At 70.1% G+C, this 19,930-nt stretch carries 26 protein-coding genes and 1 pseudogene; 18 read left to right on the forward strand and 9 right to left on the reverse strand.

The window, feature by feature from the left end; translation table 11 throughout:
* The first annotated feature begins 173 nt into the window (after positions 1–173).
* The 4 genes from AB0I23_RS18485 (at position 174) to AB0I23_RS18500 (ending at position 2,017) form a co-directional block, all read left to right on the forward strand.
* A complete protein-coding gene (locus AB0I23_RS18485) occupies positions 174–281 on the forward strand; it encodes a putative leader peptide (protein ID WP_351392369.1) in 108 nt (35 codons plus the stop codon).
* Between the two features lie 144 nt (positions 282–425).
* A complete protein-coding gene (locus tag AB0I23_RS18490) occupies positions 426–1,271 on the forward strand; it encodes a sulfurtransferase (protein WP_359110446.1) in 846 nt (281 codons plus the stop codon).
* Positions 1,272–1,322: 51 nt separating this feature from the next.
* Positions 1,323–1,610 carry a DUF1416 domain-containing protein gene (locus tag AB0I23_RS18495; RefSeq protein WP_018490348.1) on the forward strand — a complete coding sequence of 96 codons (288 nt, stop codon included), beginning with the start codon at positions 1,323–1,325 and terminating at the stop codon, positions 1,608–1,610.
* Between the two features lie 146 nt (positions 1,611–1,756).
* Complete coding sequence (locus AB0I23_RS18500) at positions 1,757–2,017, forward strand: DUF3099 domain-containing protein (RefSeq protein ID WP_359110449.1); 261 nt, start codon at positions 1,757–1,759, stop codon at positions 2,015–2,017.
* 34 nt (positions 2,018–2,051) lie between these two features.
* Here AB0I23_RS18500 and AB0I23_RS18505 read toward each other — a convergent pair whose 3' ends face one another.
* Positions 2,052–2,414, reverse strand: coding sequence for a DsrE family protein (locus AB0I23_RS18505; protein ID WP_359110451.1), 363 nt, complete (start codon positions 2,412–2,414; stop codon positions 2,052–2,054).
* A gap of 125 nt (positions 2,415–2,539) precedes the next feature.
* Here AB0I23_RS18505 and AB0I23_RS18510 point away from each other — a divergent pair, with 125 nt between their 5' ends.
* The 5 genes and pseudogenes from AB0I23_RS18510 (at position 2,540) to ygfZ (ending at position 6,021) form a co-directional block, all read left to right on the forward strand.
* Positions 2,540–2,746, forward strand: coding sequence for a hypothetical protein (locus AB0I23_RS18510; RefSeq protein WP_359110453.1), 207 nt, complete (start codon positions 2,540–2,542; stop codon positions 2,744–2,746).
* 40 nt (positions 2,747–2,786) lie between these two features.
* Positions 2,787–3,489 (forward strand): annotated as a pseudogene (locus tag AB0I23_RS18515) (hypothetical protein).
* 262 nt (positions 3,490–3,751) lie between these two features.
* Positions 3,752–4,324, forward strand: a complete 573-nt coding sequence (locus AB0I23_RS18520) for an FABP family protein (RefSeq protein WP_359110455.1) — start codon at positions 3,752–3,754, stop codon at positions 4,322–4,324.
* 65 nt (positions 4,325–4,389) lie between these two features.
* Positions 4,390–4,872 (forward strand): Fur family transcriptional regulator, encoded by a 483-nt coding sequence (locus AB0I23_RS18525; RefSeq protein ID WP_359110457.1) that lies wholly within the window; start codon positions 4,390–4,392, stop codon positions 4,870–4,872.
* 183 nt (positions 4,873–5,055) lie between these two features.
* On the forward strand, positions 5,056–6,021 hold the full coding sequence (gene ygfZ / locus AB0I23_RS18530) for a CAF17-like 4Fe-4S cluster assembly/insertion protein YgfZ (RefSeq protein ID WP_359110458.1): 966 nt from the start codon (positions 5,056–5,058) through the stop codon (positions 6,019–6,021).
* Positions 6,022–6,067: 46 nt separating this feature from the next.
* Here ygfZ and dtd read toward each other — a convergent pair whose 3' ends face one another.
* Positions 6,068–6,517 (reverse strand): D-aminoacyl-tRNA deacylase, encoded by a 450-nt coding sequence (gene dtd, locus AB0I23_RS18535; RefSeq protein WP_359110460.1) that lies wholly within the window; start codon positions 6,515–6,517, stop codon positions 6,068–6,070.
* Positions 6,518–6,633: 116 nt separating this feature from the next.
* Between dtd and AB0I23_RS18540 the strand changes: the two genes are divergently transcribed.
* The 4 genes from AB0I23_RS18540 to AB0I23_RS18555 all read left to right on the forward strand — a co-directional run bounded on the left by AB0I23_RS18540 (position 6,634) and on the right by AB0I23_RS18555 (position 10,558).
* On the forward strand, positions 6,634–7,248 hold the full coding sequence (locus tag AB0I23_RS18540) for an RsiG family protein (RefSeq protein ID WP_359110462.1): 615 nt from the start codon (positions 6,634–6,636) through the stop codon (positions 7,246–7,248).
* A gap of 48 nt (positions 7,249–7,296) precedes the next feature.
* Positions 7,297–8,271, forward strand: a complete 975-nt coding sequence (locus AB0I23_RS18545; RefSeq protein WP_359110464.1) for an asparaginase — start codon at positions 7,297–7,299, stop codon at positions 8,269–8,271.
* Between the two features lie 70 nt (positions 8,272–8,341).
* Positions 8,342–9,592, forward strand: a complete 1,251-nt coding sequence (locus AB0I23_RS18550) for a GNAT family N-acetyltransferase (RefSeq protein WP_359110466.1) — start codon at positions 8,342–8,344, stop codon at positions 9,590–9,592.
* A gap of 114 nt (positions 9,593–9,706) precedes the next feature.
* Positions 9,707–10,558 (forward strand): TetR/AcrR family transcriptional regulator, encoded by an 852-nt coding sequence (locus tag AB0I23_RS18555; RefSeq protein ID WP_359110468.1) that lies wholly within the window; start codon positions 9,707–9,709, stop codon positions 10,556–10,558.
* Here the strand turns inward: AB0I23_RS18555 and AB0I23_RS18560 are convergent.
* Complete coding sequence (locus AB0I23_RS18560) at positions 10,539–11,525, reverse strand: zinc-binding dehydrogenase (RefSeq protein WP_359110469.1); 987 nt, start codon at positions 11,523–11,525, stop codon at positions 10,539–10,541. The two genes, AB0I23_RS18555 and AB0I23_RS18560, sit on opposite strands and share 20 nt — an antisense overlap.
* 105 nt (positions 11,526–11,630) lie before the next feature.
* Between AB0I23_RS18560 and AB0I23_RS18565 the strand changes: the two genes are divergently transcribed.
* Positions 11,631–12,281: a TetR/AcrR family transcriptional regulator gene (locus AB0I23_RS18565; protein WP_359110471.1), complete on the forward strand. Its 651-nt coding sequence runs from the start codon at positions 11,631–11,633 to the stop codon at positions 12,279–12,281.
* 325 nt (positions 12,282–12,606) lie between these two features.
* Here AB0I23_RS18565 and galE read toward each other — a convergent pair whose 3' ends face one another.
* Both galE and AB0I23_RS18575 read right to left on the reverse strand, forming a co-directional pair.
* Positions 12,607–13,608, reverse strand: a complete 1,002-nt coding sequence (galE, locus tag AB0I23_RS18570; RefSeq protein WP_359110473.1) for a UDP-glucose 4-epimerase GalE — start codon at positions 13,606–13,608, stop codon at positions 12,607–12,609.
* Positions 13,609–13,749: 141 nt separating this feature from the next.
* Positions 13,750–14,358, reverse strand: a complete 609-nt coding sequence (locus AB0I23_RS18575; protein ID WP_359110475.1) for a hypothetical protein — start codon at positions 14,356–14,358, stop codon at positions 13,750–13,752.
* A gap of 184 nt (positions 14,359–14,542) precedes the next feature.
* Here AB0I23_RS18575 and AB0I23_RS18580 point away from each other — a divergent pair, with 184 nt between their 5' ends.
* Entirely contained in the window at positions 14,543–14,791 is a 249-nt protein-coding gene (locus AB0I23_RS18580; RefSeq protein ID WP_359110476.1) for a hypothetical protein, read from the forward strand.
* A 367-nt stretch (positions 14,792–15,158) separates the two neighbouring features.
* Here AB0I23_RS18580 and AB0I23_RS18585 read toward each other — a convergent pair whose 3' ends face one another.
* The 3 genes from AB0I23_RS18585 to AB0I23_RS18595 form a co-directional block, all read right to left on the reverse strand.
* Positions 15,159–15,755, reverse strand: a complete 597-nt coding sequence (locus AB0I23_RS18585; RefSeq protein ID WP_359110478.1) for a nucleotidyltransferase family protein — start codon at positions 15,753–15,755, stop codon at positions 15,159–15,161.
* Positions 15,756–15,836: 81 nt separating this feature from the next.
* Positions 15,837–16,340, reverse strand: coding sequence for an NUDIX hydrolase (locus AB0I23_RS18590; RefSeq protein ID WP_436846959.1), 504 nt, complete (start codon positions 16,338–16,340; stop codon positions 15,837–15,839).
* 592 nt (positions 16,341–16,932) lie between these two features.
* Entirely contained in the window at positions 16,933–17,250 is a 318-nt protein-coding gene (locus AB0I23_RS18595) for a hypothetical protein (RefSeq protein ID WP_359110480.1), read from the reverse strand.
* Between the two features lie 15 nt (positions 17,251–17,265).
* On the opposite strand from AB0I23_RS18595, the gene AB0I23_RS18600 reads away from it, so the two are divergent.
* Together AB0I23_RS18600 and AB0I23_RS18605 are read left to right on the forward strand one after the other, a co-directional pair.
* A complete protein-coding gene (locus AB0I23_RS18600) occupies positions 17,266–17,514 on the forward strand; it encodes a hypothetical protein (RefSeq protein WP_359110482.1) in 249 nt (82 codons plus the stop codon).
* Between the two features lie 174 nt (positions 17,515–17,688).
* Complete coding sequence (locus AB0I23_RS18605) at positions 17,689–18,426, forward strand: VOC family protein (protein WP_359110483.1); 738 nt, start codon at positions 17,689–17,691, stop codon at positions 18,424–18,426.
* Positions 18,427–18,819: 393 nt separating this feature from the next.
* On the opposite strand, the gene AB0I23_RS18610 is transcribed toward AB0I23_RS18605, so the two are convergent.
* Positions 18,820–19,320 carry a type II toxin-antitoxin system Phd/YefM family antitoxin gene (locus AB0I23_RS18610; RefSeq protein WP_359110484.1) on the reverse strand — a complete coding sequence of 167 codons (501 nt, stop codon included), beginning with the start codon at positions 19,318–19,320 and terminating at the stop codon, positions 18,820–18,822.
* Between the two features lie 168 nt (positions 19,321–19,488).
* Here AB0I23_RS18610 and AB0I23_RS18615 point away from each other — a divergent pair, with 168 nt between their 5' ends.
* Positions 19,489–19,929 carry a helix-turn-helix domain-containing protein gene (locus AB0I23_RS18615; RefSeq protein WP_359110485.1) on the forward strand — a complete coding sequence of 147 codons (441 nt, stop codon included), beginning with the start codon at positions 19,489–19,491 and terminating at the stop codon, positions 19,927–19,929.
* The last annotated feature ends 1 nt before the right edge of the window (position 19,930 follow it).

The raw sequence follows: 19,930 nt of genomic DNA on the forward strand, positions 1-19,930 counted from the left end.
CGCCACATAGTGAGACGGACTCGTCCGACCCGCAGATGACTGAACGACGCGCTTCGCCCGGCGCCGGTCCGGAGGCACCGTAATCGGTCAACCGTCCCACATTGCGGACGATCGTGTCTCATGATGCGACACGGCGGTGACATGTCCGCCCGCACGTCCCTACGATCGGTCCCATGCAGTGCTCTATCAGCGGTCTCCGTCAGCGGGGCCAGGCGGATCTCACGAAGCGGCGGGCAGTAGACCTGTGCCGCGTCGCCGCCATGCTCTGTCGCACTGTCTGAGCGGGATCGTCGCATCCCGCATTCCCCCGGCCCTTCGACCACTGTCAGGGCCCGTTCCCGTGCATGTGTGTACGCGCAGAAACGCGCCCCCGTACATCCGCACCCCGCACCATCTCGCCGCAGACTGCCCCGGAGGAGAACAGAATGAGCCGCAGTGACGTCCTCGTAGACGCCGACTGGGTCGAGGCCCACATCGACGACCCGAAGGTTGCTCTTGTCGAAGTCGACGAGGACACCTCGGCGTACGAGAAGAACCACATCAAGAACGCGATCCGGATCGACTGGACCAAGGACCTCCAGGACCCGGTCCGCCGCGACTTCATCGACCAGGCCGGCTTCGAGAAGCTCCTGTCCGAGAAGGGCATCGGCAACGACACCACGGTCGTGCTCTACGGCGGCAACAACAACTGGTTCGCGTCCTACGCGTTCTGGTACTTCAAGCTCTACGGTCACCAGGACGTCCGTTTGCTCGACGGCGGCCGCAAGAAGTGGGAGCTCGACTCCCGCGACCTGGTCGACGGCGACCAGATCCCGTCCCGCCCGGCCACCGAGTACAAGGCCAAGCCGCAGGACGAGTCGATCCGCGCCTACCGCGACGAGGTCGTGGCAGCGATCGGCAAGCTGAACATCGTCGACGTCCGGTCGCCCGACGAGTTCAGCGGCAAGCTGCTCGCCCCGGCGCACCTGCCGCAGGAGCAGTCGCAGCGTCCCGGCCACGTGCCGACCTCCCGCAACATCCCGTGGTCGAAGAACGCCAACGACGACGGCACTTTCAAGTCGGACGACGAGCTCAGGGCCCTCTACGAGGACGAGCAGGTCGACCTGGCGAAGGACACCATCGCCCTGTGCCGCATCGGTGAGCGCTCCGCGCTCACCTGGTTCGTGCTGCACGAGCTGCTCGGCCAGGAGAACGTCAAGAACTACGACGGTTCATGGACCGAGTACGGCTCCCTCGTGGGTGTGCCGATCGAGCTCGGCGCCAGTAAGTAACTCCGCACGACCCGGACCAGCACGACTCCCGACCGAGAAGGACAGAACACCATGTGTGGAGCAAAGGCCGGCGGCCCCGACGCTTCGACCATCAAGCCCGGTGAGACCACCATCCAGGGCAGCGTGACCCGCGACGGCGAGCCCGTCACCGGTTATGTCCGCCTGCTGGACTCGACCGGCGAGTTCACCGCGGAGGTCCCGACCTCGGCGACCGGACAGTTCCGCTTCTACGCGGCCGAGGGCACGTGGACGCTGCGCGCCCTCGTCCCGGGCGGCAGCGCCGACCGCACGGTCGTCGCGCAGACCGGTGGCCTCTCCGAGGTGGCCATCGCCGTCTGATCCGCGGCACAGATCGGCCGGAGGGCCGTACCCCAGGGGGTTGGACGCCTTCTGAACCGGGGTACGGCCCTTCGCGCCGTCCACGGGGTGTGCGCGGGCCCGTACGCGCCGGGCGCGCGGGCCGGGATCGGGCCTACGCTTGAGTCATGTACGCCCGGCGCCGTCGCCGCTACTTCCTGATGATGGGCGGATGCATCGTCCTTTTCGTCTCCGCCTGGGCCGTTGTGCGGCTCTGGTCGATGCCCGTCGCCATCGGAATGTGCGTGGTCGCCATGGTCATACCGCCCGTTGCGGCGATGGTCGCCAACCGGCGGGGGCCGGAGGACCGCTGGTGGGACGACCCGTCCGGCGACCCGAAGTCGGACGAGTGGTGGGACGAGCTCGACGGCAAGAAGCGCCGCCAGTAGCAGAACAGTCGGTGGTGGCCGGCAGGAAGAACCGTCAGTAGACGAGGGCCTGGACGCCGTCCGCCATGACCTCGCTGACGAAGACCTGGGCGCCCGCGATCCGTACGCCTTCCAGCACGTCGTTCTCGGTGATGTCGCGACGAGCCGCGCACTGGGTGCAGAGAGTGATCCGGCCGCCCGCCTGAACCGACTCGATCAGGTCCGGCAGCGGCGCTGAGTGCGGAAGTTCGAACTCGGCGGCGCGGCCCGGCAGGGCGAACCAGGCGGATTCGCCGGTCAGCCAGAGCGAGACCTCCACACCACTGGCGACGGCGACCGCCGCCACCGTGAACGCCTGCGAGCAGCGCTCGGCGGAATCGGCACCTGCGGTCACCTTGATCACGAGCTTCTTCTGCATATGCCGAACTGTAATCGTCGGCCGCACGACCCCACTCCACCGCCGTGGATCAGTGGGGTGCGCAGGTAATGGAATCTGCGCCTCAGGTCTCGTGGGGGGACCCGTTTTGGAACGGAAAGACACCCATGTTGGTCCCCGAGGGCTACCGACTCGGCCAGGACATCGGTGAGTACAGCAACGACAGCGAGATCAGCGGCAAGAGGGCCACGGCCCAGCTGAAGGGGAGCGGCCACGGGATCGCGGGCAAGCAGCGCCGCGAGGGGAGCTGTCCATCACCGCCTACGCGGCCGGCACCAAGCCGTGCGGCGCGTCCGACGTCGCCGATCTGGTGAAGGGCCAGCTCGACCACATCGAGTCCCCGGGGGAGTACGTATGACCGAGCAGACGGCGGCACCGACCGCCGCGACGGCCCCGACCGACGAGCCCCCGGTCCCGGAGCAGGAGCCCCCGGTGGCGGAGGCGGACCCCGTACCGGCTGGGGAGCCCGTACCGCTCACGGAGCAGCCGGTGCCGCTCACGGAGCAGACCGCGCCGGCCGCGGAACCCCTCCCGGCCCCGAAGCGGCCCCGCCGCGTCCTGCGGGCCGTCGCCCGCTGGACCGCTGCCGTACTGGCTCGGCGGCCTCGGCACCGGTACGGCGTTCGGCATCACTTCGATGGAGCGCACCGACGTACCGGGCCTGGCCACCGAGGGCGACGGGGGCTGGGACTATCCCGAGCTGAGTCTGCCCGTGCTGCCGGCCGGCTCGCCGCGCCCGTTCCACGACGACAACATCGCCGAGGTCCACTACGCCGACCTGCGGAAGCTGCTGCTGCCGGCCCCGGCCGGAGCAACGGTGGACAAGAAACTCACCGGCGGCTGGGTGAGCACGGCGCAGTACCTCTCCGTCCACCGGAAGGGCAAGCGCGCCGAGCTCGACCAGGTGCTGAAGGACTCCGCCCTGCGGCACATCGCGGCGCGCGGCTGGACCGGCGACACGCTCGCCCTCGTCGTCCAGTCCCGCAAGGGGAAGGCCGGCACGGAACGCGTCCCGTTCCACCAGACGCTGAGCCTGCAGAACCAGCTGCTGGGCTGACCGGCCGCGCGGTAAACCCCGAACCATCGCGCCGGGCCCCAACCCATTAGGCTGGGGCCCGGCCCCGTACTGCCGCCATACCGCTCGTTATCGCTCGTCCGAGGAGCTCCCGTGCTTGAGGCATTCTTCTCCACCCTGCTGGTTCTGGTCTGCGTCGGCGTTCTTGCCTTCGCGGCCCTGAGCGTGAAGAAGCTGTACCAGGGCCAGCGCTGACCCGAGTCCGCACCACTCACCACCCCCTCACAGATCGTCTGAGCCGCTCATGATCGAGATCCCGTCCGACCTCCACCCGGAGCTCGTCCCGCTTGCCTTCCTGCTCGGCAACTGGGCGGGCGCGGGCGTGTCCGACTTCCCCGGCGCCGAGAAGTGCAACTTCGGCCAGGAAGTCTCCTTCAGCCACGACGGCCGGGACTTCCTGGAGTACGTCTCGCACTCCTGGGTGCTCGACGCCGAGGGCAACAAGGTCAAGCCGCTGGAGACCGAGTCCGGCTACTGGCGCATCGACAAGCATCGCAAGGTCGAGGTCGTCATGGTCCGCGACCAGGGCGTCATCGAGATCTGGTACGGCGAGCTCGCCCACCAGAAGCCGCAGATCGACCTGGTCACCGACGCGGTGGCCCGGACCGCGGTCTCCGGCCCGTACAACGGTGGCAAGCGCCTCTACGGCTATGTGAACAGTGACCTGATGTGGGTCGGGGAGAAGGCCACCCCCGACGTGGAGCTGCGCCCGTACATGTCGGCGCACCTGAAGAAGGTCGTCACCCCGGAAGAGGTCGAGGCGATGGCGAAGAGCCTCGGCGACCTGCCGGACGACGGCATCGCGTTCTTCAAGTAGCCCCACGCCTCTCAGGTACGCGCACGACCTGCGGTCAGGTGCTCATCCGGTCCTACACTGGCCCTGTGGTGAGCACCGACTGGAAGACCGATCTTCGGCAGCGTGGCTATCGGCTGACGCCGCAGCGGCAGCTTGTCCTGGAGGCCGTCGACACGCTGGAGCACGCGACGCCCGACGACATCCTCGCCGAGGTGCGCAGGACGGCGTCCGGTGTGAACATCTCGACCGTCTACCGGACCCTGGAACTCCTGGAGGAGCTCCAACTGGTCAGCCACGCCCATCTGGGGCACGGGGCGCCGACGTACCACCTGGCCGACCGCCACCACCACATCCATCTCGTCTGCCGGGACTGCGCGGACCTCATCGAGGCCGATGTCGACGTCGTCGCCGAATTCACCGCGAAGCTGCGGGACAGCTTCGGCTTCGAGACCGACATGAAGCACTTCGCGATCTTCGGCCGCTGCGCCGGTTGCACGGCGAAGGCGGCGGACGGTGAGGTGGACGGCCGGGCGGCCGATCGGCCCCGGCCGCCCGCGTCCGCGCAGTAAGAGGCCGCGCAGACAGGTGGGGCGGCGTCGCGTGCCGATGGGCGGCGCCTGGCGGCGTTGTCGTCGGTCGACGACGCTCCGCGTCGCCTCCCTCCTCCGCCTTGCCAGGCTTGCCCCTCGCCCCGCTCCTTCCTCCACCCCGCCTGTCTGCGCGGCCTCTAAGTCGAGTCGTACGCTGGTCGCATGAAGAGCCCCTTGCTGTCCCTGCCCGGCGCCGTCCCCGCCGAGGGTCGCGACGAAGGTGTCGCCGCGCACTACGGCGACCTGTTCCGCGAGCAGCGAGCCCTCGCCGACGGCACCGGCCTCGTCGACCTCTCGCACCGCGGCGTCGTCACCGTCACCGGAAGCGACCGGCTGGCCTGGCTGCACCTGCTGCTCACCCAGCACGTCAGCGAACTCGCCCCGGGCGAGGCCACCGAGGCGCTGATCCTCACCGCGCACGGGCACATCGAGCACGCCCTCTACCTCGTCGACGACGGCGAGACGGTGTGGATGCACGTCGAACCGGACACCCAGGGCGGCCTGATCGCCTATCTGGATTCGATGAAGTTCTTCTACCGGGTGGACGTCGCCGACCGCACCGAGGACTTCGCCGTCGTGCACCTGCCGGCCGGCTCCATCGCGGAGGTCCCCGAGGGCATCGCCGTACGGGAGGCACCGCACGGTCGTGACCTGTTCCTGCCCCGCGCCGACCTGGAGGCGTACGCCGCCGAGAACGGTCCGGCGGCCGGCATCCTGGCCTACGAGGCGCTGCGCGTCGAGGCTCACCGCCCCCGGCTCGGCTTCGAGACCGACCACCGCACCATCCCGCACGAGCTGGGCTGGATCGGCACCGCCGTCCACCTCCAGAAGGGCTGCTACCGCGGGCAGGAGACCGTGGCCCGGGTGCAGAACCTGGGGAAGCCGCCGCGCCGGCTGGTCTTCCTGCACCTGGACGGAAGCGACGTGATCCTGCCCGGACACGGCACCCCGGTGCGGCTCGCCGCGGACGGTGCGGAGGGACGTCAGCTCGGCTTCATCACGACGTCCGCCCGCCACCACGAGCTGGGCCCGATCGCGCTGGCGCTGGTCAAGCGGAACGTGGCGGTGGACGCGGAACTGCTCGCGGGGGACACCGCGGCGGCCCAGGAGACGGTCGTCGAGCCGTAGATCCGCTACGCGCGGCCGTCTACGGACGCGCACGGCCGAACCCGGCTCAGACCTCGATCAGTACGGTGAACGGGCCATGGTTCGTGAGCGAGACGCGCATGTCCGCTCCGAACCGGCCCGTCTCCACCTGCGCGCCCAGCGCCCGCAGCTGCGCCACCACCTCGTCGACCAGCGGTTCGGCGGTCTCGCCGGGCGCCGCGGCGTTCCAGGTGGGCCTGCGCCCCTTCCGGGCGTCCCCGTAGAGAGTGAACTGCGAAATCACCAGAAGCGGTGCATTCACGTCGGAGCAGGACTTCTCACCCTCCAGGACGCGCACCGACCAGAGCTTCCGGGCGAGCTGCGCCGCCTTCTCCGCGGTGTCCCCGTGGGTGACTCCGACCAGCACACACAGCCCCTCGCCGACGATTTCACCGACCACCTCGGGCCCGTTTCCGTCGCCCGCGCCGTCAGCCACCGTGACGCTCGCGCCGTCCACCCTCTGTACCACTGCACGCATACAGACCAACCTATCTTGGGCTGAACGGGTACAGAGCAACTGCGTGGTCATGGTGTGGAGTGGCACCATGCACGGAGGCGGTATGCCGACGCACCGGTCGAGGGGATGGACAGAGTATGAGTACATATGGAGCCGGGCAATCCCCCGGTGCCGGACCGGTGACGTGTACCACCGCCCATACCGGTACCAGCACCATGCGCCCACCCGTGCAGCGGACCGGTCCCGCCCTCGACGACGGCATGCCCGGGCCCGCGCGGCCGGAACTGGGAGCCCTGCGACTGCCGGAACTGCGTGCGCTGCGCCGTGACGCGCAGCGCGATGAGGCGGACCTCAGTTACGTACGCCGTCTGGTCCAGGGACGGATCGATATCCTGCGGGCCGAACTGGCCCGCCGCCGGGACCCCGAGACACCGGTTGTGGACCGGCTCTCGGAGATCCTCGCCGACACCCCGTCGCGGTACCGCTCCTCCGCCCGGCACGTGACGCTGACCACGCCGCGGAGCGACGAGTTCCGTCGGCTGGCCGCCGAGACGCTCGCCGAGATCGAACTCTCCGACCTCGACGCCCGGACGGACGAGGAGCTGCACACCGCGATGGGACGGCTCGTCCGCTACGAACAGCAGGTCTCCCGCCGTCGCCACCGGCTGCAGGGCACCGCGGACGATTGCAGCGCTGAGATCGCCCGCAGGTACCGTGATGGGGAAGCACAAGTAGACGACCTGCTCGCCTGAAGCGATCCTTCCGGGGCGGGTCCCGCACCGCCCCGGAAGGCCGCCACGATGAGCTCCACACCCTTCATATCCCCGGTGGCCCCCGAGCTGCCCGTTCTGGCCGAGGTCGTACGGTCCGGCTTCGTCGAGGGCCACCACCGGGGCTCGCTCGTCGTGCTGGCCGCCGACGGCAGCGTGGAGCAGGCGCTGGGGGACCCGACCGCGCCGGTCTTCCCGCGCTCCTCGAACAAGCCGATGCAGGCCGCCGCCGTGCTGCGGGCCGGGCTCGACCTCTCCGGGGAGCGGCTGGCGCTGGCCGCCGCGAGTCACTCGGGCGAGGGGTTCCACCTCGATCTCGTACGCAAGATGCTCGCCGAGCACGGGCTGACGCCCGACGATCTGCAGACCCCGCCCGATCTGCCGCTGGACCCGGCGGAGGCGGAGACCTATCTCGCCGCGGGCGGTGTCCGCGAGCGGATCACCATGAACTGCTCCGGCAAGCACGCGGCGATGCTCGCGGTGTGCGCACGCAACGGCTGGGACCCGGCGACCTATCTGGACCCCGCCCATCCGCTCCAGCAGCTGGTCCGCCAGGTGGTCGAGGAGGCGGCGGGCGAGCCGGTCACAGCGATCGGCACGGACGGCTGCGGGGCCCCGCTGATGGCGGTCAGCCTGGTCGGTCTGGCGCGGGCGTTCCGCTCGTTCGTGCTGGCCGAGGCGGGCACCGCGGAGCGCCGGGTGGCGGATGCGATGCGCACCCACCCCGAGTACGTCGCGGGCACCCGGCGCCCCGACACGTGGCTGATGCGCGAAGTGCCTGGCACGCTCTCCAAGATGGGCGCGGAGGCGGTCCAGGCGGTGGCGCTGGCGGACGGCCGGGCGCTGGCGTTCAAGATCGACGACGGCGGCGGGCGGGCGCTCGGCCCGGTGCTGGCCAGGGCGCTGGAGCTGCTCGGCGTCGACGCACCGGTGGTGGACCGGATCGGCCGGTCGCCGCTGCTGGGCGGCAGCGCGGAAGTGGGCGGGATCCGGGCGGCGTTCTGACCCCCGGGTGTCCCGGGGACGCCCGGAAAACCTGGCGACATTCTCCCTCCCGTATGTCTAGCGTGGGCGCATGAGCCCTGAGATCCGTACTGTCACCGTGGCCGAGTTCCCCGGCTGGCTGCGCGCCGTGAACACCGGTTTTCTCCGCCCTCCGACGGTGACGGACGGGGAGGTCGCGAGCCGCCTCCCGCACATGGATCTGGCCCGTACCCAAGGGGTGTTCGACGACGGCCGGTGTGTGGCGTCGTTCCGGTCGTTCGCGCAGGAGCTGACGGTCGTCGGCGGCGCCACCGTGCCGTCCGACGCGGTCACCAACGTCACGGTGTCGCCCACGCACCGCCGCCGCGGGCTGCTCAGCCGGATGATGGCCACGGACCTGGCGGCGGCGAAGGAGCGCGGCGACGTGGTCGCGACGCTGATCGCCGCCGAGTACCCGATCTACGGGCGGTACGGGTTCGGTCCGGCGACCTGGACCACCGAGTGGGAGATCGACGTCCCGCGGACCGGCCTGGACCCGCGCCGGCCGGGCCCGTCCACGACGGACGGCGGCCGGATCGACCTGGTGGACGGGGCGGACCTGCGAAAGCTCGGCCCCGTCCTGCACGACCGGCTGCGCGCCCGGCAGCACGGCGTGGTCAGCCGCGGAGACCGCTGGTGGCAGTTGAGGACCGGCGAGGACGTGCCCGTGCCGGGCGAGTGGACGGAACCGTTCTACGCGGTGTACCGCAACGCGGACGGCGAGGTCGACGGCCTGCTCGTCTACCGCGCCGACGACAAGTGGGGCGATGCGAAGCAGCCGCTGAACCGGGCGTCCGTGCTCGGTCTGATCGCGGAGACCCCGGCGGCGGAACGGGCGCTGTGGCACTTCGTCTGCTCGATCGACTGGGTCACCACAGTCCGCTCCGGCTACCGCGCCCCCGACGACCTGCTCCCCCTTCTCCTCCCGGACCCGCGCGCGGCTCGCGTCGTCACGCAGGCGGACTGGATGTGGGTGCGCGTCCTGGATGTCGTACGAGCCCTGGAGGCGCGCACCTACGCGGTCCCGGCCACCCTGACCCTGGACGTCCACGACCCGGCCGGCCTGAGCGGCGGCCGCTTCCGCCTGGACGCCTCCCCGGACGGCGCGTCCTGCACGCCGACCACGGGGAGCGCCGATCTGTCCTTGGACGTAAGGGAGTTGGGGACGCTTTACCTCGGCGACGAATCGGCACTCCGGCTCGCGGCACTGGGCCGGATCGACGAACTCACGCCGGGTGCGGCCGCGGTGGCGAACGGGGTGTTCCGGGCGGGGCGGCGCGCCTGGTGCCCGGACGTGTTCTGACCGCGTGCCACGTGCCCCCTCCTAGGATGGATCCAAGGGCGGATCTCCGCCCCGGGTGGGGGACGTCGCAGGCCCCGGGGCCGCGGTCCGAGGGCGGCGCGGAAGGTGGTTCAGGTGACTGGAGCATACGGTTCGTCGGGCGGTACGGGCCTGCCGGCCAGCATCGAGGCCGCCTGGGGACTGCGGGAGCGTCCGGTCAAGGGACCGAAGCCCGGCCTGAGTCTGGCCCGTATCGTGGACGCTGCGGTGGCGGTGGCCGAGGCCGAGGGGCTCGGCGCGGTCTCGATGGGGCGGGTCGCGAAGGATCTCGGCGCATCGACGATGTCGCTCTACCGCTACGTATCGGCCAAGGACGAGCTCTACGTCCTGATGCAGGAGGCGGCCCTGGGGCCGCCGCCCCCGCTGCCCGCGCTGGAGAGCGGCGCGGGCTGGCGGGAGGCGCTCCGGCAGTGGGCGCGGGCGCAGCGCGAGGTGTTCCACCGCAATCTGTGGATGCTCCGCATCCCGGTCGCGGGTCCGCCCGCCAGCCCGAACAGCCTCGCCTGGTGGGAGCAGGGCCTCCAGGCGCTCGACGGCACCGGTCTGAGCGAGAGGGAGGAGGTCTCCGTGATCCTCCTCGTCGCCGGTTTCGTACGGAACGAGGCGCTGCTGAGGGGGGACCTCGCCGCCGCCGTCGAGGCGCGGGGCGTCTCGCCGCAGGAAGTGATGAACGGGTACGCGCGGACACTGGACCGGCTGGTCGACCCCGCGAGGCACCCGGCACTCTCGCGGCTGCTGGCGTCCGGGGTGCTGGGCACGCCGGACGATCCGGACCAGGAGTTCGCGTTCGGACTGGAGCGGGTGCTGGACGGGATCGAGGCCCTGCTGAGGGACCCGACCGGGCGGGAGGAGCCCGGACCGGACGCGGGCACGGACGCGGGCACGGAGGTTCCGGGTCCCCGACCCGTCACGCCTTCCGCGTACTGAGCAGCACCTTGCCGAGCAGGCCACGCCCCTCGATCGCCGCATGCGCCTGCGCAGCCTGCTCCAGCGGGTAGACCTGCCCGATCACCGGGCGCAGCCGCCCGGCCGCCGCCTCGGCCAGTGCGTGTCCGGCCAGGCGCACGTGCTCCGCGTCCGTCAGCTGCACATCCGCGATGGAGCGCAGCGAGACGGAGCGCCGCGCAGCCTCCTCGGTATCGATCCGGGCGAAAGTGCCGGTCGGCGCCCCGTGGGCGGAGAAGCGGCCGCCGTCGGCGACCAGCGCGAAAGCTGCCGCGCCCATCGTGCCCCCGACCCCGTCCAGGACCACATCCGCAGGGCCGCCGGCCTTCTCCAGGGCGGCACGGGCGTGCTCCGCCCACTCCGCGTCCGCGCCGTCGACCACGTCATCGGCGCCCAGCTCCCGTACCAGCGCCGTCTTTTGTCCGCCGCGCGCCACCGCGACGATGTGTGCACCGGCCGCGTGGGCCAGCTGGACGAGCAGGGTGCCCATGCCGCCGGATGCACCGAGGATCAGTACGCGTTCGCCGGGTTCGGGGGCGGTGGCCTCCAGCAGCGCGGCGGCGGTCACCGCGTCGTGGACCAGGGCGGCGGCCTCGCGCAGCCCGAGTCCGTCGGGCACCGGTACCAGGTGGTCCGCGGGGGCCACGGCCTGCTCGGCGTAGCCGCCCGCGAAGCCGAGGGAGGCGATGACCCGGCGGCCGGTCCAGCCCGCGTCGACGCCCTCGCCGACCGTACGGACCGTGCCGGCGATTCCGCCGCCCGGCACGTACGGCGGGACGACCGGGAAGTAGTCCCGGAACGCACCCGAGCGGATCTGGGTCTCCACGAAGAGCGTGTCAACGTCGCTCACGTCGATCACCACCTCGGCGGGCCCCGCCGTCGGATCGGGCAGCTCGGCCGGAACCAGCACCTCCGGGCCGCCCAGCTCCCTGACCAGTGCCGCACGCATGCGGATCACACCTCTCCGTATCCGGGCGGTCGGCCTGTCCGGTGCCCGTGTTCCCACCCTCGGACATCAAGTCCGGTTGAGGTCAAGGGCGTACGCTTCGTGGTCATGAACGGAGAGAAGGCCGGACCCGGGACCGCGGCTCAGCCGCTGATCAGCCTGCGGGAGCGGAAGAAGCAGTTGACGTACCAGGCGGTTTCCGATGCCGCGATCGCGATGTTCCTGGAGCGGGGATTCGACAAGGTCTCGGTGGCGGAGGTGGCGGCCGCCGCCGACATCTCCAAGCCGACGCTGTTCCGCTACTTCCCGGCCAAGGAGGACCTGGCGCTGCACCGGTTCGCCGACCACGAGGACGAGGCGGCGAGGGTGGTCGCGGCCCGCCCGGAGGGTGAATCGCCGCTGGGCGCCCTGCGCCGCCACTTCCTGGACGGCCTGGAGCGGCGCGATCCGGTGACGGGGCTCTGCGATGCGCCGGAGGTGCTGGCGTTCCACCGGATGCTGTACGGGACGCCGTCGCTGGTGGCCCGCCTGTGCGGGTACCGGAGCCGCTCGGAGGCGGCGCTCGCGCGTGCACTGGGCGACGGGGTGCGGGACCGGCTGGCGGCGGGGCAGATCATCGCCGTGCAGCGGATCCTGGCGATGGAGAGCTGGCGGCGGATCGATGCCGGGGAGAGCGCGGACGAGGTGTACGGGGACGCGGTGGGGGCGGCCGAACTCGCCTTCGTGCAGCTGAGGTCGGGGATCGAGGGGGAACGGTAGGGCGTCCGGCCCGCGTCCGGCCCGTCCGGCTCGGACAGGGGGGCCGTCCCCGGCGTGCAGTACCCATGCGGCCCCAGAACCCCCGTTCCCACCCCACGAACCCGCCGGCAGGACTCACTCCCGCTCACCACAACTCACTTCAGTGCAGCAAACCGGCAGCAGCTCGCACCCCCATCGGAAGGTCCGCGTGGTGTTCGCCGCAGCAGGAGCAGGAGCAGGAGCAGGAGCAGGAGCAGGTGGAGCCGGGGTCGATATCCACGGGCGGGGACCAGCGGCGCACACCGCCGCTGCGAGCGGGCGTCCGCCCTCTGCTCGCGCGTACGGGCTACGGCCTCAGCACGCCGTCGCGGACGGCGACCCACTGCAGCGAGTGACGGATGCCTTCCGTCACCGAGTACTGCGGCTGCCAGTCCAGCAGCCGGTGCGCGCGTTCGCTTCGGGTGTACGCCCCCGCCACATCGCCCGGCCGCGCGTCCACGTCGACCGACGGCACCGGGGCATCGGTCACGCTGTTGAAGGCGGTGAGGAGTTCGCGCACCGTGGTGCCCGTGCCGGTGCCCACGTTGATGACGGTGGAGCGGGCGCCGTCCGTCCCGGGCAGCAGCGCGTCGAACCTGTCCAGCGCCGCCACATGCGCGGCGGCCAGATCCCACACATGGACGTAGTCCCGGATGCCCGACCCGTCGCGCGTCGGATAGTGGGTGCCGGTGACCTGGAACGGGACACCCTCCTCCTGCGCCTCGATCATCTTGCCCAGGGCGTGGCTGGGCCGCCGGAGCTGAAGTCCCGTGCGCATCTTGGGATCCGCGCCGATCGGATTGAAGTAGCGCAGGGACAGCACGTGGATCGGCCGGGTGGCGGCGATGTCGGCGAACATCCCCTCGCAGACCGCCTTGGTCCGGGCGTACGGGCTCTGCGGGTCGAGGGGCGACTCCTCGTCGACCGTCAGGTCCGCGTCCGCGGCGTAGATGGAGGCGGAGGAGCTGAAGATCAGGCGCTCGCAGCCGTTGCGCAGCAGATGGGAGACGAACTCCAGGCTCTTGGTGACGTTCGCCCGGTAGTAACCCAGCGGATCCGCGACCGAGTCGGGGACCACGATCAGTGCGGCGCAGTGGACGACGGCGTCGATGTCCGGATGCTCGGCGAAGATGCGGTCGATCAGCGGGCCGTCGGCGATGTCGCCCTCGTAGAAGGGGCGCCCGGACGTGAACTCCCGCCTGCCCGTCGCGAGGTTGTCGAGGATCACCGGACTGACCCCGGCGTCCGAGCAGGCCGAGGCGATCGTGCTGCCGATGTAGCCCGCGCCCCCGGCGATCAGAACCTTCATGCCGTACCCCTCCGTCGACCTGCCTGTCCGCCTGACAGAGCCAGGTGGTGCAGTCCGGAGCCTAGACGAGCGTCGCCCGCGCCGTGATCCGCCGGCCACCCCCTGGGTCCGCTCGGGCAGGGGCACCCGTCCGGGTCCGTGTCAGCCGAGCGGGGAGGCATGCCCCGGGCGGCACCCGGACGGGACGCTGTTGCCGCTGATGTCGAAATCCCCGCAGGTGAGAAAGACGTGGTTGAACTTGCCGAGGGCGTAGGCCAGTCCGCCGACGATCACGACGACACCGATGACCGTCCGGCGCTGGCGTTCGGTGAGTTCCGTCTCCCCGAACAGCAGGAGTTGCAGCAGCACCCAGGCCAGCAGCGGGGTGCCGACGATGCCGATGATGCCGCCCACCAGGAAGAGCGTCTCGCCCGGCCAGCTGCCGCTGCGCGGCACGATGGCGGCGATGGCGAGCCACACGCTGGGCAGAGCCAGGCAGGACCAGTACACCCAGCCGTGCTGCTGCCGACGCGTGGGCACCAACAGGCCGGTCAGTATCACCGCGGTCGACACCGCCCAGAGGGTGAGCATCTGGTAGTAGAAGATGACGTTGTAGGCGCCGAGCGTGAAGGCGGGCTCCCAGACCGCCAGCGCTCCACCGCCCGCGATCACGGCGGTCTTCGGCACCACCTGGCCGACGCTGCTCCTGCTGCGGGTGGCGAGTGTCGAGCCTCCGCTCGTGCCTGCGGAGCGGGTGATGTCGTCATCCATGGAAATCCCTCTCTGAAAGGGGATATTCCCGTACACATTACCCAGAATGAGGTTCGTTCCGGGCCGTCGGCCCCCGCATCGGTCGCGCGCGACGAGCCGGAGAGGGAAACGTCGGGGTCCGAGCCGCTGAAGTGCTGCGGAGAAACTCGTGCGCCCTTCACCCGCCCAATGGAACGCTGTGGCCGTGACCGACACGACGCCCTATGACGACACCGACCAGGGCGCGGTGGCGCGGACCCTTGAGACGACCGACGACGAGGACCCGAAGCGCTGGTCCTGTCGACTGGCAGGCTCCACGCGCACGCTGGGCGTCCGGCCGGCGAACGCGGTCGGGAGCGACGTGCTGTCCGTGGTCGTCGGCGGCGCCCGCTCGCCCGAACTGCGTCCGAGGATCGACACGCTCCTGGCCGCCCTCGCCGCGACCGCGTCCTGAGCGTCCACCGGGAGTCAGCCCACCCGCTCCGCCCTCGACACGGAGTACACCTCCCGCATCGCGCAGGCCGAGCCGCTGCTCAACACCCCCGGCAGAAGAAGACCTCCAAGCCCTACACCGCACCGCCCGCGGACTCCCTGGCCGCCGGCGCTGTCCTGGACATCGCCTCGCAACTCCTCCAAGCCCCCGACCCAAGCGAAGCGCGGAAGCGTCTGGCCCCGCTCGTCCAGCGACTGCGCGACGCCGACCGTGCTCTCAGCACCTACCTGCGACGCCCCGCATGGATCTCGCAGCCACTCCGGACTGCCGTCAAGGACAACTGGCCCGCTGGAGAGGAACTCGCCGCACGCCCAACCGCATCCGAGCGTCAGCCCGGCCACGGCAGCACCGTGAGCTCCGGCCACTCGTCTCTCCAACGCGCTGCCTTGGCTTCATAGACATCCCGAGGGGCAAGCACCGGGTTCGGCCGGACCACGAGGTTGAACACGTCGGAAAGCCCGTGGGGCGCATAGACGCGCCACCCGCCGCCGGGTTCCAGCCGCACCCCCAGACAGCACGTCGTCGCGGCGAACGAGTCGATCGCCGCCTCGGTGGACTCGTGAGGCGGGCAGGGCACGCCGAATTTCTGCTCGTACCAGAGGTGCACGCGGGCTTCGTTGCGGATCTCCACCTCAGCCGGCAGCCCGGCGAACACCTCCTGCCCTGCCTTGATCACAGCATCCTCCGCCTCCCAGGAGAGGTCGGTGCCGTCGAAGTAGAAGATGTCGTAGTCCTTGATGCCGCTGGTCGGAGGCCTGCCGGTGACCACGTTCCACACCGTCTGGAAAAGGCAGCCCGCCGTCACATACCAGCCGGGCAGTTCCAACGTCTCCGCCCTGGTCATCACGTCGGTCAGGACCTCGTTCTGGGAGAGCACGGACCGCAAGCCATCGAGCTGCTCAACGAGCGCGAGTCGACCAAGCATCCGTACTCCCTATCACGGACAGCCGCTTTCACAAGGAGTGTTGGCTGCAAGCGGGCGTCCCAGCCCGCGAGGCGGGCAAGGTCAGGACTGCGCGGTCCGGAACGCGAGATATCGGCTGAAGGCTTCGTGGCTGTCGGGGGTGAAGCGCCACTCCAGCAGGGCCGACCGCAGCTCCGGCTCCGTCAGCCAGCCATGCCAGGCGACCTCATCGGGATCGGGGACCACGGCATCCGGCACCACGGCTTCGTGCACGCCGAGCCAGTGAGGGCTCAAACCGCTGCGGTTGATGAACGTGAACAGCAGGCGCGGCAGCGCACGAATACCCAGCTCTTCGGCCAGCTCCCGCGCGGCGGCCTGTTCATAGGACTCGCCGACATTCGCGGCGCCACCGACCCCGACCTCATAGAGCCCGGGGAAGCGCGATACCTGCTCCGACCGTCGGTGGACGAGGAACCGCCCGCGCTCATCACGACACACCGTCACGGCGACCCGGTGCAGCCAACCCTCCCGGATGGCCTGCCGGCGGCTGACCACCACCCCCAGCACACGATCTTGATCGTCGACACGCTCCACCAGTTCATCCACGACGCACACCCTGGCAGAGCCCACCGACAACGCCGCTTCCCGGCGACCCGTGGAGGCCGTCCCGAGAGCACCTGCACCAGGAGGCCGGACGCGGATGACGACAGTTGTCGTGCAAATACGACACCTATCGTGCTCAGGCTCAACTGCTGTGACTCGTCTTGTCGGCGTACAACCTCATCTGTCCACCCATGTACGAGCTAACGTGTCCGGCTCGTAGCGTGTCGGGGGCTGGTTTGGGCTGTTGATCGGCAGGCTGTCGTGCGACCGGTTGGGGTGCACGGAGGCCACTGCTAGTGATTTTGAATGAGGAACGCTGGACGGAGTTCCGGCGTTTTCGCGCTCTGCATGCGTCTGGTGCGATGAGCGTCTCGGAGATCGCCCGGGAGACGGGTCTGCAGGCACCACGATCCACAATCTCCTCGGCGGACCCTGGAAACGCAACTGGCGCCTCCCCGTGGTCTTCGCCTGCGCCGAACACCAACGCCTCCTGGACCACCAGTGCCAGGCATGCGACCAGCCGATCCACACCGTGCGCACCCACAGTGCGATACCCCGACTCCACGACGGAACCCTGCACCCACGGCAATGCCGGTCACCCGCCGGGCCAGCTACCGACGACCGTCCTGCGGCCTGCGGAGCCGATCTCACAAGCGCTGTACCGCCAGCCATCGTCCAGGACACCGAGACCCTCGCCGTACTCCTCCGCCTCCAGCAGCACTTCACGGCGCTGCTGGAACCGGACGGACCTGAACAGACAGCAAGCGCCGGGACGTTGGTGCCCATTGCTCACTACTTCGCCGATCTGCGGGACGTGGTGGCGATGGTCTTCCTCACCTGACCCGTCGCCCGCGAACACACCGGGACACCGCAGCTCGCCGCCGCGCTCGACCGCGAATACGACCACCGGCACGCCCAGGCCCTGCCGATGATGAGCACGGCAGGCAAACGCCAGAGCTCCCGCCCCTACAGTGCCCCGCCCGCCGACTCGTTCACGACGGGCGCCGTACTCGATGCCGCGGCCCGCCTTCTCGAGGGTCCCGACCCGGTGACGGCCCGCATCCGCATGGAGCCGCTCGTGAAGCGCCTGCGGCAGACCAACCTCGCCCTCAGCACCTACCTGCGGCGCCCGGCATGGATCTCCGTGCCGCTGAGGGCTGCTGTCTGCGATGACTAGTGCAGCCACCTCGGCGTTGATGAGGATCTCGGAAAACGGCCAAGGCTACTCGTCGCCCCACTTGGTCCGGAGTTCAGCGGAGTGGGTAGCTTCAGCGAGCGTCGTGCACGTTGTCGTCCGGGGCCGCCCGCCCGTGGAGTGTGCGGGCCAGCGGCAGCTTCTAGGATCTGCGGCATGGCAACACGACTTGTGCAGATCAATATGAAGGCCCAGGACGACTCCGTGCTCGGCCGGTTCTGGGCGGAGGCACTCGGTTGGGGTGTCGACAGCGAGGGACCCGGCGTGACCAACCTCGAACCCGTGGGCTTCGCCTACCCCGACCCCGTGGCCGTCTGCATCGACATCGTCGCCCGCCCGGAACCCAAAACGGTGAAGAACCGGGTGCACCTTGATCTGGCCACCACCTCGACCGCCCATCAGGCGGAGTTGGTCGCGCGCCTGAAGGATCTCGGCGCGACGCTCGCCGACGTGGGTCAGGGCGACGTCCCCTGGACGGTCATGGCCGACCCGGAGGGCAACGAGTTCTGCGTCCTGGAGCCCCGTCCGATCTACCAGGGCACCGGGCCGATCGCCGCGGTGGTGGTCGACTGCACCGACCCACGAGGGATGGCCCGGTTCTGGGGCGAGGCGATGGACTGGACGTTGCACGAGGTCACCGACGACCACGCGACCATGCGCTCCGCCAAAGGCGTCGGCCCCTACCTGGAGTTCCTCCGCACCCCCGACACCAAGAGCGTGTGGAACCGCGTCCACCTCGACGTCCGCCCCTACCCCGGTGACGAGCTGGCAGCAGAGGAAGCCCGACTGCGCGCCCTGGGCGCCACCGACCCTGGTATCGACCAGTCCGCGATCTCCTGGACGGTTCTGGCCGACCCGGAAAACAACGAGTTCTGCCTCCTCACCCCTCGCTGACGTCGAGCAACGGCTCCGGGCGGTTTCGGGTCAGCGGCGCAGGCCGCGTGGCGTCGGCGCATGCCGCCCGGAGACGGGGATGGTGTCCCCGGTCACCAGCCCGCGTCAACGGACGCCAGGAAGGCCACGAGCGGGCCGTAGTCGTCGACGGTGCCCGTACGGCCCCCGGCGCCTACGGCGGCGCCACGCGCTGACCTTCGGCCACCCTGGACAGTCTGCCCCACCCCTGGAACTGGCTGTCCATCGGGCGGGCGCCCTTGTGGCGCCCGGCCGCAGGTCAGGTACCCAACCCTGCAGTTGGCCGGTCTGAGCGTCGTAGTTGGCCGTTTGATCAGGCTGCGGCGGAGCTTCCATGGGCGCGCTTCCGGGCCCGAGACCGGGTCCGTCTCGACGTCACTGCTCGCCGACCGGTGGCTGTCGGGCCAGGAACTCCTCGAATGCCGCTGCCTGCTTGGGGTCCATGTATCCCTGGCGCGCGTGCATGGCTTTGTCCTCGAGCCACGCCGCCTCGTCGGCAGTCAGCTGCACGGCCACCACCATCCCGCTCCGGGCGAAGCTCACGCGCCTGCCATCGGCGCGCACGTACCGGATATAGGGTCCGTACCCCTGCGGGTCGGCCAACGGCTCGACCTGGAGCCGGCCAACGTCCCACGTCGACTCGTTCGCGTCCTGCTCTTCCTCTTCCTGAGATATCGGTGCGGGTGTGGAGTACTCGGCACGGGCCCAGTGCTCCAGCTCGGCCACCACTCCCGCCGGGAGCAGGACACTCACCGGCACGTCGGCCTCAGTGAGCACGACGCGTTCGCCGGTGGACTCGACCAGCGAGACGAGGCGCTGGTAGTCGATCGGGTCGGGGGCGTACCGGCACTCAACAACGATCTTCACATCACCCATGGAGCCGGACGCTACCGGGCAGAGCGCCAGGGGCCGGCAGTCATCACGACAGATATCTTGCCGACACGACAGTTAGCGTGACGAGTCACAGCTCGGCCGCACGTGGCGCGGAACACTTTTGCAAGCATGCGCTTGCAATAGTTAGCGGTGGGGGCGCACTATCGAGTCATGGCATCACTCAACGTCGGCAATCTCGGTGAGTACCTGCGCGAGCAGCGTCGCAATGCGCAGCTGTCGCTGCGCCAGCTCGCCGATGCCGCCGGAGTGTCCAATCCGTATCTCAGCCAGATCGAACGCGGGCTGCGCAAGCCGAGCGCCGAGGTGCTGCAGCAGGTCGCCAAGGCCCTGCGGATCTCCGCCGAGACCCTCTACGTACGCGCCGGGATTCTGGACGAACGGGAGCGGGAGGAGCTGGAGACGCGGGCGGTCATTCTGGCCGATCCGTCGATAAGCGAGCGGCAGAAGAACGTGCTGCTGCAGATCTACGACTCCTTCCGCAAGGAGAACGGGTTCGAGACCACCCCGGGGGACCCCGGTGACGAATCCGGCTTCAGCGCGGACGGCACGGATGCCGATAGAGCTTCAAAGCCTTCACCACCCTCACACTGAG

The organism is Streptomyces atratus (assembly GCF_040655115.1).
Taxonomy (GTDB): domain Bacteria; phylum Actinomycetota; class Actinomycetes; order Streptomycetales; family Streptomycetaceae; genus Streptomyces; species Streptomyces atratus_D.